Origin of the sequence: Bacillus sp. FSL R7-0166, from assembly GCF_038008935.1 — a bacterium.
Lineage (GTDB): Bacteria > Bacillota > Bacilli > Bacillales > Bacillaceae > Bacillus > Bacillus altitudinis.
The window spans coordinates 1,418,091-1,432,170 of sequence record NZ_JBBPAC010000001.1 but is presented as its reverse complement, the minus strand read 5'-3'; the positions used below and the strand labels follow the sequence as shown (position 1 = coordinate 1,432,170).

The window sequence follows — 14,080 nt, the reverse complement described above, 5'->3', positions numbered from 1 at the left end:
TGATTATAGCTTTCATCATGCTATTTGTCAATATTTTTTCTTTACAGTCCTTCATGACGTCAAAGGGCTGTTTGACATCAGTTCTCGGAATGCCTAAACTGAAAAAAATGGTCTTCATTTTTCCCTTATGCTACTGTAGCACAGACCATTTAACCATAGCAAGAAAGGCGGAACATCTATTGAAAGCAGTGGGAGTCGTTGTCGAGTACAATCCATTTCATTATGGGCATGCCTATCATGTGAATCAGGCGAAAAAACAAACCCCCTCAGATGTTGCCATTGCCGTCATGAGCGGTTCTTTCCTCCAGCGCGGGGAGCCTGCCATCGTCTCAAAATGGGCACGTACAAAAATGGCACTGCAAAACGGCGTAGACATTGTGTGTGAGCTTCCATACATATATGCCGTACAAAAGGCAGAAACCTTCGCCAATGGCGCTGTGTCCATCCTCGATGCATTAAAATGCCATTCTCTTTTTTTCGGCAGTGAGGATGGAGAGATCAACGCATTTGAGCGCACAGCACACGCTTGGCATGAAAAAAAGGCAGAGATTGATCTTTTAACAAAAGAAAAGGTGAAAGAAGGCCTTAGTTATCCCGCCGCCGCAGCAGGTGCGTTTCAAGAGGCCATTCATTCTGAACACTTACTGGATTTGTCCAAACCAAATAACATTTTAGGCTTTCATTATGTTAAAGCCATCTTAGAGAGAGCTCCTCACATGCAGCCTTTTACGTCTCAAAGAATTGCATCTGATTATCATGATGAAGAACTGCCTGACAACCAAAAAATCGCAAGCGCCACAAGTATCCGAAAAGCATTAAAAGAACAGAGCTCATTTCAAGCAGTCACGCCCTACCTCCCGGACGCTACTTTAAAGCAATTACACGACTATCATTCTTCATATGGTCTTTTACATACGCAAGAAGCCTATTTTCGCTTTCTGAAACATGTTTTTCATACAATGGATACGAGTGAACTAGAGGGCATCTATGAAATTGAAGAAGGCATTGAACACCGCATGCAAAAAGCCATGACACATGCGTCTTCCTACGAGGAGTATCTATCACTTGTCAAAACAAAACGATATACGTGGACAAGGTTACAGCGGATGAATACGCATCTATTAATGAACGTGAAGAAAAAGACGATGCACGAGCTGCTTGAAGAGAAAAAAGCGCCCTATATTCGTTTACTTGGAATGACAAGGAAAGGACAACAGTACTTGTCTCTTGTAAAAAAAGAGTTGGATGTACCACTTGTGAGTAAACTGTCTTCCTTTTCACATCCCGCCCTTGATCTTGATATTCGCGCTTCAAGGGTGTTCAGCCTTCCCATCTGTGAACCCATGCAAACAGAGTTAACAAAAGCAGAGTTTAAAACATCACCGATTCGATATGATGAAGAGAGCGGACTCTTTTCATCTCGATAGAAAAAAGCAGCCTGCAAGTCAGGCTGCTCTTTTTTATGATGCTTTCTCTTTTAATTTGTTTAAATAGTTTAGTGCGTCCTGCATGGTATCCACAGGAACGATTTTCATATCACTTTTAATATCTTTTGCTGTTTTGACTGCATTTTTATAGTCAGAGTTTGGGTCACCTTTATCATTCGGTGCAAAGAAGATGTCTTTTCCTGCTTTGTCTGCTGCAACAACCTTTTGATCAATTCCGCCAATCGGTCCGACTGTACCATCTGCATCAATCGTTCCAGTTCCTGCGATCGCATAGCCATGTGTTTCATCTTCTTTTGTCAGCTGATTGTAAATTTCAAGTGACATCATTAAACCAGCCGATGGGCCGCCGATGTTTTCAATATCCACTTTCACAGAAGGAGACACTTTCACATGACGGTCTGTAAATAGTGATACGCCAATTCCCACTCGTTTTGGCTCTTCTTTAAATGGTTTTAACGTCACGTTCTGCGTGATTTCTTTGCCATTACGTTCAAGTACAAAACGGACAGTCGTGCCTGCTTTTTTACTGCTGATATACGAAACCATTTTATCTGCTGACTCATATGTATGGCCGTCGACGCTTTTGATCTTATCGCCCACTTCAATCTTCCCATATGCAGGCATTCCTTTCATCACATAGCTCGCATATACCCCATTAAACGTATAATCTACTTTTTTCCCCGCTTTTGTATAAGCGGCAATCATCGCATTTTCTTGAGAACTTTTCATGAGCTGCAGCTGCCGTTTCATATAATCCTCATCAGACTCTCCGTCCGCTTTAATATTTTCTTCTGGAACGATTTCGTCATACTTGTTCATTTTTGCAAGCAAATACGTATATGGATTGGCTGGACCTACTTTAATGGTCATAAGAGAAAAGCTCCCCTTCTCGCCAAATCCTCCGTCTACTTGAATGTGTGGCGCAATTTCTGTTGCATCACCTGGCTTTGTGACGTAATAGGGCAGTTTCACAAAAGTTAAGCCAAATAAGACTAGAACAACAGCAAAAAAGCTGAGCCAGCGAATATTTAATTTTTTCATTCGATTAACACTCCCATTTATCAATGACATCTTTCAGTTTTTCTTTTAGTTGGTCGGCGGCGAGTTCACCTGCTCCAATCATTTCTTGAACCTGTGTAAACGCACTAGAGCTAAAGGTCTCGAGCTTCGGCCGAATCATGAGATCTGCATGAATGGTTTGGTGACGAACCAATTCATTTTGAAGGATGTCCAAACTTTGCATAATGACATCCGATAATCTCGTTGCCTTTTCTGTTTTTTTCACCCTTGATACATCAGAGGCGATAATGAGGTCTGCCCCCATTTCTTTCAGAACAGAGACTGGAATGCGGTCCACTACCGCTCCATCCACCAATTGCCTGCCGCCTATTTCATGCGGAACAAACACACCCGGAATGCTAATGCTTGCCCTGACTGCTTGTGAGACAGACCCTTCTTTGAACACAACCTTCTCCCCTGTCTGAAGGTCACAGGCGACAATCGCAAGCGGCACGCGCATTTCTTCAATATTCTTCCCATATGTAAACGTGTGAATCAGCTGCAAAATTCGATTTCCTTTTAACAGACCGATTTTTGGCAGTGTATAGTCAGCATAATACTTTCTTCTGAAGACAAGTGCAAGTTTTTTCATTTTTTCTACGTCTTGTCCTGCCGCATAAAAGCTCCCCACAAGAGCACCAATACTGCTTCCTGCGATCATATCCACCTGAATTCCTTGTTTCTCAAGACTAGATAAAACCCCGATATGCGCCATCCCTCTGGCACCCCCGGAGCCCAGCGCAAGCCCGATAATCGGTCGTTTCATGAATCCACCCTCCTCTTTCTATGCATATATACGAATCTATAGGTCTAAACATGCCCCTTCTCATCGTATAGTAATAGAAGACAGGCTCGGCTAGCATCTCTTTTTCTTTAATCACGAGCTCGCCAATAGATTATAACGGCAAGGGGCGACATCTCCATGAAAAAATGGAACACTCTGTTCATCGCTGCTTTTTTTATCTTTTTAACAGCCACTGTGATTACACATCCACAAGCCTCTTTGCAAGCATCGAAAAATGGACTTGCAATGTGGTGGGAAGTGGTTTTTCCATCGCTGCTACCTTTTTTTATTTTGTCCGAGCTATTAATCAGTTTCGGGATTGTTAGATTTGTCGGCGTATTATTAGAGCCATTTATGCGGCCTATCTTTCGGGTGCCTGGTGTCGGCGGATTTGTATTAGCGATGGGAATGGCCTCTGGTTTTCCTTCTGGCGCTAAATTGACGACAAGACTTCGGCAGGAAGGACAGCTGACAAGAATTGAAGCAGAACGCCTTGTGTCATTTACCAATTCTTCAAACCCTTTGTTCATTTTTGGAGCAGTGGCTGTAGGATTTTTTCATCACCCAGCTTTAGGCATTGTGTTAGCCTGTGCACATTATTTAGGAAATCTCGCGGTTGGGGTGACGATGCGCGGATATAAAGCACGTCATGATGCGCACCTCAGAAGCCGAAAAGGATTTTTATTGCCTCCAATTCGAGAAGCATTCAGCGCTCTTCATACGGCAAGACTCGCAGAAAAAAGACCACTTGGCCAAATATTAAGTGACGCTGTCATGTCATCTGTTCAAACGCTCTTTATGATTGGCGGCTTTATCATTTTATTTTCTGTCTTTAGTCAAATGCTCGCTGTCGTTCATGTAACAGATCTTCTCTCTATCGGGATCGGCTCTATACTGAAAACGATGCACCTTCCGCCGGAATTAGATCTAGCCATGATTGCGGGTCTATTTGAAATCACATTAGGAAGTCAGCTCACAGGATCACAAGAGGTTTCCCTGCTCGCTAAAACAATTGTGGTCAGCTTTATTTTAGGATTTAGCGGATTCTCCGTTCAAGCTCAGGTAGCCGGCATTTTGGCAGCAACCGATATACGCTTTAAACCGTTTTTCTTCGCCCGTTTGCTTCACGGTATTTACGCAGCCGTCTTTGCCTTTTTGTTATTCAAACCCCTTTACGTCTCTAAAGCAGACATGGCGCTTCCAGCAGGGGCATTTGAAGCAAGCGAGCAAGTCGTCGTGTTTAGCAGCGTGTTATGGAATCAGCTTGTATCTGCTGGTCCCCTCATCACCTTGTTCAGTCTGATCGTGTATATTGCGCTCTATTATCAGAAATTAAAAAATGGATGAGTGCACAGTGCACTCATCCATTAAATTTTTCTTTCAGCGCAGCTTCGACCTCTTGCGGTACAAGCTCTTTGACTGATCCATGATACTTCGCTACTTCTTTAACAATGCTTGAACTTAAGAAGGAGTATTGATTATTCGTCATCATAAAGAACGTTTCAATGTCATCATTCAACACTTTGTTCATTGATGTCCCTTGCATCTCGTATTCAAAGTCCGTCACCGCTCTAAGTCCGCGCAAAATGACTTTCGCCTCTTTTTGTTTCGCATAATCAACGAGCAGTCCATGAAAGGATTCCACTTTGATATTTGGTAGCTCCTTTGTTGCTTGACGAATGAGTTCACATCGCTCTTCAACAGTAAAAAGCGGCTTTTTTGACGAGTTATTAAGGACGCACACATATACTTCATCAAAAATCTTTGCCCCTCTTTTGATAATATCCAAATGGCCCAATGTGACTGGATCGAAGCTACCCGGACAAACGGCTATATTCCCCATGCTTTAATTTCCCCGCTTTCTATAGATCGTAATGCCAGTCATTCCGTACATTTCCTGCCTTGAGATATGTAGCTGTCCTGCTTCCTCTGGCAGTGTCACATCTTTATCGTGCTCACACACAATGACGCCATCATCTGCTAATAAGGAATGCTCATCAATCGTATCAAGAAGTGCTTTCAACTTTTGATCTTTATACGGCGGATCAAGGAAGATGGCTTGAAATGATTCTTCTCGCTTCACTACAGCAGCGAGTGCACGGTTTGCATCATTTCGAAACACTTCACTTTGATCCATCAGCGACAATTGATTCAAGTTGCCTTTAATCGTCTGAATCGCCTTCATATCTCGATCCACAAATATACAATGATCGAACCCTCTAGAAAGCGCTTCAATACCTAAACCACCACTTCCAGCAAATAAATCAAGGGCCCATCCCCCATCAAAATACGGTCCAATCATATTAAAAATGGATTCTTTTACTTTATCTGTTGTTGGTCTTGTTGATTGGCCGGGTACGGCTTTCAGCGTGCGGCCTTTTTTTGTTCCAGAAATCACTCTCATTTTTTCCACCACTTTTTCTGCTTGCATCTATTGAATATTGTTTGATGACAAAAAATTCAACATTATCTTACCATATCCACTCCACATGGGACAATGCACTGAATTCCATTCATTTTCTATGTATAGATCACAAAAGAGAGGGTCATACTACTGTTAACAGCATCTGATGTGGTGCTGTTGCCAACCGCGGAGAAGACTTACGTTTCCCCATAAGTTCTTCCTCCGGTTTCTCCTCTCCCTTTGCCTTCTCCTTAATGAATCATTAAGAATAGAAGGACCCCGCGGGTGATGCCGCGGGGGTTTTTTTGTGTCTTTAAAAGCCCACCTTATAATCATACTCTTTAGCTTTGTCCAATTTCGATTCGTACTCTAATTTAATAAAAGGTTTATAGGAAGGCTCAACACGTTTTACAAATGGCAATGAACTGAGCTTTGCCATGTGGCGCTCAAGATCATTCATATCACAATAAATCACTGCATATTTCATTTTCCTTGAAATATAGTGAACATTCCCAAATTTCCTTAGCGCTTTTGACTGCTTTAACGAATGCAGCCAAACGACCATCCCTTGACGTTTGGTATCCATCTTTTCACCTGCCGCTTTTCAATTCTTTCCGTTCATTATGTAAAAGACGAGACGTTCAAGTCTCGTCAAGATACTTTACAGCCACAGCTGCCTCCTGATCCACAGCCACCGCCGCATGATGATAGACCATCAAAATATGGGTTCCCTGTTGGAACTTTAATATATGCTGATACAGCTTGACCGATTTCAATACTAATCTCATCTAAGATGGATTGAATCGCTGTTTCTGCTTTTTTGAAATCAACCACTGTATCGTGAAGATCTAGCTTTCTTTTGACCTCACGCATTTCTTTTGAGATCGTTCTATAGTCCGGATGGTATTTGCCGAACCGCTGCACATCTTCATATTGCTCTTTTACTTTTGTAAAATGGGCAATAATTTGTTGGGCTTCTTCGTCTTGCTGGAGACGCTTAAAGCAGTTGCGGTAATGTTCAGCCTCCTCCGACTGAAGAATCATGGCAGCCAATTGATTTGCTTCCTCTTGGAGCTCCACAGATTCGATTGTCGCATACATAAATGTTGCACCTCCAATTCATAGTTTACCACGAAACCTATGGATCAGAAAATGCTTTTACGTGACAAATACATCCCATGTCTCTCTTTTCTGCTTATATTCAGGGTGACGAGAATTTAGCACAACGGTCATTTTATGCTTTCCTTTTGAAAGGTGCTTGACCACAAACGCCGCAGTATATTCGTTTCCTGCCCGTTTCCCATCTACATACACAGTAAAATACCCTGTCTTCTTATCCTTTTTCAGGGGTGAAGGTTCAAGGTGAAAATCTTGAAGTGTACTTTCTATATACACAACAGATCCCTGCACTTTGTATTTTAAAAAGCCTTGCTGCTTCATTTCACTTTGCGTCTGCTGCATGACTGGTACTGCTGGTTCTTGCCTAGTTACTTGCTCTTGATCATGTTGACTTTGACATCCGGTGAGAAGAAAAAGCAATGCGCATATTGACAGCATCCATTTCATGTTCTGATTCTCCTTTCGTCTACTTTCATAGGATGCTCATGAAATAGACATCTTAATCAACTCAAAAAAAGCCTCACCCGGCTCCATTTTGATTGCGCATTGCTTGGAACATCTGGATCATCATTTCAGCCATTTGGACACTATTGCTCAACTGGCTTACACGATGAGGAATGGTTTTTTCGTAAAAGTTCATTTTATCTAATTCAAACGAAGTGACATTTTCAGGATGCCGCGTTAACTGTCTATACCAGAGTGGGCGCTGCCTGATGAATTTGATTCGATCCTCTTCGGCCATGACAAACTCTTGTACTTCTCTCCGCACCAAAAGCATCCCCTTTCAATTAATCTTTCCTGAAGGAGAATGGGTGCTGGCTGCCTCCAGATGAACCCTTCTTTGAGCCATTTGATGAAAATTGACCGAGTAAGCTTTGTAAAGAGGAAATAGACTGGCTCATTTTATTAATTTGTTCATTCATTTGATCAGCGTCCATTTTTTTCACAGCAGAAACCATTTTAGACATAAAATCTGCTTTTCCCGGTTCACTTTGCTTAGCGGCTTTTTCTTCTTTTGCTTCTTCCTTTTGTGTTTGCTGGTAAGGAGACCACATATCATCTTCCTCACCAAACATGACCCAATTCTCGTATAAACTTTGCCAGCTTTTTTCTTGCGTCTGCACTTCTTGGATTAATTTCGGATGGCGTCTGACGAACTGTTTAAATTCATCAATGGATGTTTGCTTTTGCTTATTTGTCATATCCTCACCCCCCATACAAATGCCTACTATACTATATACATCTAGATCTATTTTGGTGAGCCCTTTTCATAAAAAAACAGCCGCCATCTGTGCGCAGCTGTTTAAAGGATTAAGACGTTTTCTTAATGAAGTTTTGTGTATAGTACTTTTCTTTCACACCAACGCCAAGGTGCGTGTAATCTTGATTTAACAATGCCTTCCGGTGACCTTCGCTATTCAGCCAGCCTTCTACAGCTGCAGGGCCATCAACATAATTATACGCAATGTTTTCCCCCGCAAGCTGAAATGCGACCTCGCCTCTTTCTAACCGGTCTTTCAGCGTGCCGTATTTTTTAGATTCATGGGAGAAATAATGATGATCTTTCATGTCCTCACTATGCATGAATGCCACTTCAGAGGTTTCATCGTCCCACTTTAAGGTCGGTAGTTTGTACTTATGGCGGATAATATTGGTCATATCAAAAATTTGTTTTTGACTCGACGCTTCAATATCCTTCCACTTTTCGCCTGATATCGCCTCAGGTTCAATTAATTGACCTCGATAAACGACTTCATACGGCTTTTGTTTGACAAATGTATCTGCGTTAAAGGCTCTAATGCTCGAAAGAGTGCTTTCAAACTTATCCATGTAGAGCTGGACATACACATCATCTCCCACTTTCACCGTCGGCCTGGTATTCATATCATCTTCTGAGAATTCAAAGCGATATGAATTTCCCTCGTCCTCTACATGAATGTAAGGAGCGATTTGTGTTTTTTTAAATACTTCACTTGTGGCTTGACCGATTTTAAATGGCTCAACATTCAGCCCATCCCCTGTCGCAAACAAGGTCACCACTTTACTGTCCTTTACCCCTACTTGAATATAGTGTTTCTTCGATTGATTGTATATCCACCAGTCATAATCATATGCGGAAGGATCAATGCGATCTGGTTCCCCTAGCTGTTTAAGCACTTCGTTTGAAGACTTCCCCATAAAGGACATGAGACCTTTTTTCGGAATGTTGATCGGCTTATCGCTAGATGTTTCTTCATTAGACACCTTCGGCTCATTGCTGTTTTCTTTTTCTGGTGAAGATCCATATTGAATAAACAGAACGTACGTTCCAGATATAATCAGGAGGATGAAGAGTGTTTTCAGCACAGTTTTCAAATAAACACCTCCGTTAAATTGGCAAGGTACAAAAAGTACCTTCTACTGTCATTTAAACAAAACTTGCTCCATTTATCAACGACAATACAGCCTATTTAACACGAATTTAAAATATGCCCCTCCTAATGAAGAAATCCTTGGCCATGATCCTGGTCTTGTTGAGAGATTTCCGTCAGAGCATCACCTGCACGATCGTTTGATAAATCTTCAACTGATAAATCCCCAAGGGCTACGATTCCTGTTAGTGCCCCGTTTTTGACAACCGGGATACGGCGGAGCTGATGTTCTGACATCAACCGGACAATTTCTTCTAGGGTTGCATCTTCTTCAGCTGTCAATACTTCCTTCGTCATGAGGACACCAACCTCTTGTGAGTTCGGCTTTTTCTCAGCAATACCTCTAAGTACAAGGTCGCGGTCTGTGACAATACCAACAAGCTGATCTCCGTCGACTACTGGAATGGCACCAATGTCAGCATCTTTCATTTTGACTGCCGCTTCATACGCATTGTCGTCCTTTCGCAACGTCACTACTTTTTTCGTCATGATATCTTTGATTTTTTTCGTTTTCACGTTGATTCCTCCATCCGTTATTTTCTTTATTACTGTAACCAGCTTATAAAAGAACATACCTTTCACAGTTGAAAGTTTAACGCTTTCATACTATGATTGTCAGTAAAGGGAATTTTTATAAGGAGGGGTTTTGGGTGAAGTTTGAAGGTACGGGGATTGAGAAGGTATCAGCTGACTTAAATAAATTAGATTTCATTATGGAAAGTGAAGGATTTGTACGAGCCGATCAATGGGATTATGAGCGTGTGACGTACGACAGGAAGTATAACATGGTAGAGGGGACGTTTTACTTACGGATCTCTGGCTACGCCACTGAAGGAGATGTTGGCTCCAAAAAAGCCCACATCCAGCTGCTGACACCTTTACTTGGAAAACACTATTATCCGCATGGTGTTGAATATGGAGAAGGCGAAGATTTCCCTAAATCTCTTATTCAATCAAGCAAAAAAACGCTGAACCAATTAAAAGAAAAACTAGAAGCGATAACTGCTGAAGCATAAAAAGCACAGCCCCTGCGGCTGTGCTTTTCATTTATTCATATTTCGGAATGAGCGCATCTGGTACGGCATCTTTCGCTCTTTCTTTTCTCGCCCAGTCAAAGAAGACAACAGCAAGAATCGATCCGTATACAATCTCTTGAATGATTTTCATCAAAATAGCACCTAGTTGCTGATCTTCTAGCAGCGGCAATGTATGAAACATGTCAGGACCCGTAAGTGCAAGACCAGCAAGCATATCACTCGGTACGCATAGGTGCAGTGCTTGTATCCATGCGCCGGCATCTGAATAAGTGGCATAGATAGGCGCTTCACTAAACATAATGAGTGCGCAGGCAGGTGTCATTAAAATCCCATCTGCCATAATATACCCAAGCTTTAAAATGCCTGTAATCTGCGGCTGACTTTGCACTTTATGGACAAGCGGCCACCACATGAAAAAGGCAGCGATAAAAATGACAACCGTCATCAATGCGTGATAAAACGGATCTGTTTTAACAAAATCGAACACAAGCGGAATATGATAAAGCGAAAACAACCCGTTAAATCCGAGCAAGGCAATCAACGGCTTAGAAAACAAGCGGAAAATCGGCTGAATACCCCGTGTTTGAATGATCCGCTCCCAAATCGCCGCAGGTAAACCTGTAATAAGAAGCGGCGGGATGACCAAATAGAGCACTGCCATTTGCGCCATATGCGCACTGAACATAATATGCCCCATTAAATCAATCGGGCTCCCCTTCACTGCGTAAAGCAACACAAGCCCCGTGAGAAATAGCGTTTTCTCTTTCACCGTCGCACGGTGCTTTCCCTTCGTCACGAGAAGCAGATAAAAAGCGGCTGCTGCTACAATACATGTCAAATAGTAAGGACTCCATAATGCACGAAATCCAAATATCTCTAAGTTTTCCATTGCTGCGCCTCCTTCAAGGGCAAAGCGAGCTTACCACCAAATAATGGTCAAAAAGGCTAAAACGGTAATAAACGCGACAAACACACCTGAGTAAAGAAACAACGCGGGTGTTTCATGCCCTTTTTGGTTCATGTGCATAAAATAATAAAGCTGAAAAGCTACCTGAATCACTGCAAGCAGTAAAATAAAAGGGACAGCGAACCAATTTCCGACATCTTCAGAGGCGATTGTTAAAAAGGCAACAAACGTTAAACCAATCATCAAGCCGAAAGAAATGAGCTGATGCTTCATTTCTTCGGCATTTTTCTTTTTCCGATAGACAAGATCGACTTTGGACTGATTTGTGTTTTTATTTCCCATTCTTATCCCACCATTCCCATTAAATATACAACGGTAAAGATGAAGACCCACACAACATCAATGAAGTGCCAATAAAGGCTCGCCACATAATATTTTGGTGCATTGTATAAATCGAGTCCGCGTCTCATATTCCGAATCATCAGAGCGGTGATCCAGCAAAGTCCAAATGCGACGTGAGCCCCGTGTGTTCCAACAAGCGTATAGAAGGAAGAGCCAAGTGCAGAGCTCGTAATGGTAAATTCATACGCATGCACATAATGATAAAACTCATAAATTTCTACCCCTAAAAATCCAGCACCTAAAAGAACGGTTACACCTAGCCAAAGCTGCATTTTTTTAAAGGCAAAGTTTTTCATATGATACATAGCATACACACTCGTTAAACTGCTCGTTAACAGAAGCATTGTGGCAATAAAGACAAGTGTGAGGTCAAACATTTCAGTTGTTGTTGCGCCGCCTGCATTTGAATTTTTCAGCGCCAAATAAGTGGCAAACAAAGATGCAAACAGGACCGTTTCTCCCCCAAGAAACAACCAGAACCCGACGAACTTATTCTTTCCTTCTAACGTGGCTTTCTCAGGAGAAGCCGGAAAGGTTTCCGCTGTCATTTTTTGTGGTTCCATTATGCTTTCACCCCTTTGTCATCGTCATCCGTCAAATCTTCTTTGTGAATATGGTATCCATGATCATCTTTAAGAGAGCGAACGAGCATGGTCGCAAACGTGATCCCAAGACCAATGAAGATCACCGGTAGACCCCAGCTGTGTTCTTGACGATACATAAAACCAAACGCTGACACAAATAGACCGAATGAGATAATGATAGGCAAGATGGAATTATTCGGCATGTGAATATCATCGAGCGGTTCAGATGCTGTCATTCCTTTTTTACCATCCATTTTCTCAATCCATAATGGATCAAGCCCCCGTACAAGAGGCAGCTGCTTAAAGTTATATTCTGGAGGAGGTGAAGATACTGCCCATTCAAGCGTTCTTCCATCTCCCCAAGGATCGCCCGATACACGCTCCCCTTTTGCTGTCGTCCAGATGATATTAATCAGCATGATGACAACTGCTACAAACATGAACAGTGCCCCAATCGTACTGACCAAGTTCCCAAGGTCTAGACCCTGACCTGGCAAGAATGTAAAGACTCGGCGCGGCATGCCCCAAAGACCGAGAAAATGCTGGATAAAGAACGTTAAATGGAAACCGACGAAAAACAGCACAAAGCCAATTTTCCCAAGCTTCTCATTCAGTATTTTCCCAAACATCTTCGGCCACCAATAATGCACACCTGCTAAAATACCGAAGACCACACCACCGATAATGACATAGTGGAAATGCGCCACAACGAAGTACGTGTCATGGAACTGATAATCCGCTGCTGCTGCTGCAAGCATGACGCCGGTTACACCGCCAAGTAAGAATGACGGAATGAACGCAACTGAATATAGCATCGGCGTTGTAAACTTCACATTACCGCCCCATATGGTGAGCAACCAGTTAAATACTTTAATTCCAGTTGGCACCGCAATCGCCATTGTGGCTACGGCAAAGATCGCATTGGCAATTGGACCAAGTCCTGTTGTGAACATGTGATGCGCCCACACCATGAATCCAAGGAAACCAATTAATACAGTCGCAAACACCATGGACGAATAACCAAACAATCTTTTTCTTGCAAACACCGGAATGATCTCAGAGAAAATCCCAAATGCCGGCAAAATCAAGATATACACTTCTGGGTGTCCGAAAATCCAGAACAAATGCTCCCAGATGATTGTATTTCCGCCGAGCTCTGGATTAAAAAAGCTCGTATCAAACATTCGATCAAGCATCAGCATCGCAAGTCCTGCTGTCAGCGGCGGGAATGCGAATAAAATTAGTGCAGATGCCACAAACGTCGTCCAGGTAAAGAGCGGCATTCTCATATACGTCATACCTGGCGCTCTCATATTAATAATCGTTGCAAGAAAGTTGATTCCGGCAATTAGCGTACCAATACCCGCTATCTGCAACCCTAAAATATAGAAATCCATGCCGTGCCCTTCTGAATTCAGCGTGAGCGACGCATAGGCAGTCCAGCCTGCATCAGGTGCTCCGCCCATAAACCATCCAAGGTTTAAGAAAATTCCTCCGAAAAAGAACAACCAAAAACCAAGTGAATTCACAAATGGAAACGCTACGTCACGTGCACCAATTTGAATGGGTACAACCGCGTTCATTAATGCAAATAAAAGCGGCATTGCTGCAAGGAAAATCATCGTTGTTCCATGCATCGTCATGACTTCATTGTAAAACCCTGCACTCACAAAATCATTTTCAGGGATGGCTAGCTGAATACGGATAATCATCGCTTCCAGGCCACCAATTAAAAAGAAAAATCCCCCTGCCACTAAATATAGTATGGCAATTTTTTTGTGGTCAACCGTCGTTAAGTAATCCCATAAGACAGCGCCAAACCCCCGCTTTTTAGCTATTGTACTCACCATGAAATCCCCCTCTTATCTCCCATTTGCCCCTTTTCATATCAATGTCTATCTTCACGTTCTAAAAACAGACTATAT

General features: G+C 42.5%; 18 protein-coding genes. 3 read left to right on the top strand and 15 right to left on the bottom strand.

Going from position 1 to position 14,080, the window contains the following annotated elements; translation table 11 throughout:
• Positions 1-179: 179 nt before the first annotated feature.
• Positions 180-1,427, top strand: a complete 1,248-nt coding sequence (locus NST01_RS07355; protein ID WP_347342895.1) for a nucleotidyltransferase — start codon at positions 180-182, stop codon at positions 1,425-1,427.
• A gap of 33 nt (positions 1,428-1,460) precedes the next feature.
• On the opposite strand, the gene NST01_RS07350 is transcribed toward NST01_RS07355, so the two are convergent.
• On the bottom strand, positions 1,461-2,489 hold the full coding sequence (locus tag NST01_RS07350) for a SepM family pheromone-processing serine protease (RefSeq protein WP_108611207.1): 1,029 nt from the start codon (positions 2,487-2,489) through the stop codon (positions 1,461-1,463).
• 4 nt (positions 2,490-2,493) lie between these two features.
• On the bottom strand, positions 2,494-3,273 hold the full coding sequence (locus NST01_RS07345; protein WP_108611208.1) for a patatin-like phospholipase family protein: 780 nt from the start codon (positions 3,271-3,273) through the stop codon (positions 2,494-2,496).
• Positions 3,274-3,429: 156 nt separating this feature from the next.
• Here NST01_RS07345 and ylbJ point away from each other — a divergent pair, with 156 nt between their 5' ends.
• Complete coding sequence (gene ylbJ, locus NST01_RS07340) at positions 3,430-4,638, top strand: sporulation integral membrane protein YlbJ (RefSeq protein ID WP_249118904.1); 1,209 nt, start codon at positions 3,430-3,432, stop codon at positions 4,636-4,638.
• Between the two features lie 13 nt (positions 4,639-4,651).
• On the opposite strand, the gene coaD is transcribed toward ylbJ, so the two are convergent.
• The 9 genes from coaD to NST01_RS07295 all read right to left on the bottom strand — a co-directional run bounded on the left by coaD (position 4,652) and on the right by NST01_RS07295 (position 9,714).
• Positions 4,652-5,134 (bottom strand): pantetheine-phosphate adenylyltransferase, encoded by a 483-nt coding sequence (coaD, locus tag NST01_RS07335; RefSeq protein ID WP_007499803.1) that lies wholly within the window; start codon positions 5,132-5,134, stop codon positions 4,652-4,654.
• Positions 5,135-5,137: 3 nt separating this feature from the next.
• Positions 5,138-5,695 carry a 16S rRNA (guanine(966)-N(2))-methyltransferase RsmD gene (gene rsmD, locus NST01_RS07330; RefSeq protein ID WP_007499805.1) on the bottom strand — a complete coding sequence of 186 codons (558 nt, stop codon included), beginning with the start codon at positions 5,693-5,695 and terminating at the stop codon, positions 5,138-5,140.
• Between the two features lie 313 nt (positions 5,696-6,008).
• On the bottom strand, positions 6,009-6,281 hold the full coding sequence (locus NST01_RS07325) for a YlbG family protein (RefSeq protein WP_008345023.1): 273 nt from the start codon (positions 6,279-6,281) through the stop codon (positions 6,009-6,011).
• Positions 6,282-6,346: 65 nt separating this feature from the next.
• Positions 6,347-6,796, bottom strand: coding sequence for a YlbF family regulator (locus tag NST01_RS07320; RefSeq protein WP_007499807.1), 450 nt, complete (start codon positions 6,794-6,796; stop codon positions 6,347-6,349).
• Between the two features lie 57 nt (positions 6,797-6,853).
• Positions 6,854-7,261 carry a hypothetical protein gene (locus NST01_RS07315; protein ID WP_025207286.1) on the bottom strand — a complete coding sequence of 136 codons (408 nt, stop codon included), beginning with the start codon at positions 7,259-7,261 and terminating at the stop codon, positions 6,854-6,856.
• 73 nt (positions 7,262-7,334) lie between these two features.
• Entirely contained in the window at positions 7,335-7,583 is a 249-nt protein-coding gene (locus NST01_RS07310; RefSeq protein WP_017359376.1) for a YlbE-like family protein, read from the bottom strand.
• Between the two features lie 19 nt (positions 7,584-7,602).
• Complete coding sequence (locus NST01_RS07305) at positions 7,603-8,016, bottom strand: YlbD family protein (protein ID WP_326114394.1); 414 nt, start codon at positions 8,014-8,016, stop codon at positions 7,603-7,605.
• Between the two features lie 109 nt (positions 8,017-8,125).
• A complete protein-coding gene (locus tag NST01_RS07300; RefSeq protein WP_008345031.1) occupies positions 8,126-9,169 on the bottom strand; it encodes a CAP domain-containing protein in 1,044 nt (347 codons plus the stop codon).
• 122 nt (positions 9,170-9,291) lie between these two features.
• Entirely contained in the window at positions 9,292-9,714 is a 423-nt protein-coding gene (locus NST01_RS07295) for a CBS domain-containing protein (protein ID WP_035392645.1), read from the bottom strand.
• Between the two features lie 161 nt (positions 9,715-9,875).
• On the opposite strand from NST01_RS07295, the gene NST01_RS07290 reads away from it, so the two are divergent.
• Positions 9,876-10,241, top strand: coding sequence for a YugN family protein (locus NST01_RS07290; protein ID WP_008345035.1), 366 nt, complete (start codon positions 9,876-9,878; stop codon positions 10,239-10,241).
• 31 nt (positions 10,242-10,272) lie between these two features.
• Here the strand turns inward: NST01_RS07290 and ctaG are convergent, their stop codons facing one another.
• From ctaG to ctaD, 4 genes are read right to left on the bottom strand one after another with little or no spacing between them, the layout of a single operon-like run.
• Complete coding sequence (gene ctaG, locus NST01_RS07285) at positions 10,273-11,151, bottom strand: cytochrome c oxidase assembly factor CtaG (protein WP_017367183.1); 879 nt, start codon at positions 11,149-11,151, stop codon at positions 10,273-10,275.
• Positions 11,152-11,181: 30 nt separating this feature from the next.
• The gene (gene ctaF / locus NST01_RS07280; protein WP_003211520.1) at positions 11,182-11,511 is read right to left on the bottom strand and encodes a cytochrome c oxidase subunit IVB; all 330 of its coding nucleotides are present in this window, start codon (positions 11,509-11,511) and stop codon (positions 11,182-11,184) included.
• A gap of 2 nt (positions 11,512-11,513) precedes the next feature.
• Complete coding sequence (gene ctaE / locus NST01_RS07275) at positions 11,514-12,134, bottom strand: cytochrome c oxidase subunit III (RefSeq protein ID WP_007499822.1); 621 nt, start codon at positions 12,132-12,134, stop codon at positions 11,514-11,516.
• A complete protein-coding gene (gene ctaD, locus NST01_RS07270; protein WP_007499823.1) occupies positions 12,134-14,005 on the bottom strand; it encodes a cytochrome c oxidase subunit I in 1,872 nt (623 codons plus the stop codon). The genes ctaE and ctaD overlap by 1 nt, the downstream gene beginning before the upstream one ends.
• Positions 14,006-14,080: the final 75 nt, after the last annotated feature.

What these genes read in the sequence shown, in the direction of transcription:
- NST01_RS07350 (WP_108611207.1), bottom strand. Translation starts at nt 2,489, where the DNA reads ATGAAAAAATTAAATATTCGCTGGCTCAGCTTTTTTGCTGTTGTTCTA.
- NST01_RS07345 (WP_108611208.1), bottom strand. Translation starts at nt 3,273, where the DNA reads ATGAAACGACCGATTATCGGGCTTGCGCTGGGCTCCGGGGGTGCCAGA.
- ylbJ (WP_249118904.1), top strand. Translation starts at nt 3,430, where the DNA reads ATGAAAAAATGGAACACTCTGTTCATCGCTGCTTTTTTTATCTTTTTA.
- coaD (WP_007499803.1), bottom strand. Translation starts at nt 5,134, where the DNA reads ATGGGGAATATAGCCGTTTGTCCGGGTAGCTTCGATCCAGTCACATTG.
- rsmD (WP_007499805.1), bottom strand. Translation starts at nt 5,695, where the DNA reads ATGAGAGTGATTTCTGGAACAAAAAAAGGCCGCACGCTGAAAGCCGTA.
- NST01_RS07325 (WP_008345023.1), bottom strand. Translation starts at nt 6,281, where the DNA reads ATGGATACCAAACGTCAAGGGATGGTCGTTTGGCTGCATTCGTTAAAG.
- NST01_RS07320 (WP_007499807.1), bottom strand. Translation starts at nt 6,796, where the DNA reads ATGTATGCGACAATCGAATCTGTGGAGCTCCAAGAGGAAGCAAATCAA.
- NST01_RS07315 (WP_025207286.1), bottom strand. Translation starts at nt 7,261, where the DNA reads ATGAAATGGATGCTGTCAATATGCGCATTGCTTTTTCTTCTCACCGGA.
- NST01_RS07305 (WP_326114394.1), bottom strand. Translation starts at nt 8,016, where the DNA reads ATGACAAATAAGCAAAAGCAAACATCCATTGATGAATTTAAACAGTTC.
- NST01_RS07295 (WP_035392645.1), bottom strand. Translation starts at nt 9,714, where the DNA reads ATGACGAAAAAAGTAGTGACGTTGCGAAAGGACGACAATGCGTATGAA.
- ctaG (WP_017367183.1), bottom strand. Translation starts at nt 11,151, where the DNA reads ATGGAAAACTTAGAGATATTTGGATTTCGTGCATTATGGAGTCCTTAC.
- ctaF (WP_003211520.1), bottom strand. Translation starts at nt 11,511, where the DNA reads ATGGGAAATAAAAACACAAATCAGTCCAAAGTCGATCTTGTCTATCGG.
- ctaE (WP_007499822.1), bottom strand. Translation starts at nt 12,134, where the DNA reads ATGGAACCACAAAAAATGACAGCGGAAACCTTTCCGGCTTCTCCTGAG.
- ctaD (WP_007499823.1), bottom strand. Translation starts at nt 14,005, where the DNA reads ATGGTGAGTACAATAGCTAAAAAGCGGGGGTTTGGCGCTGTCTTATGG.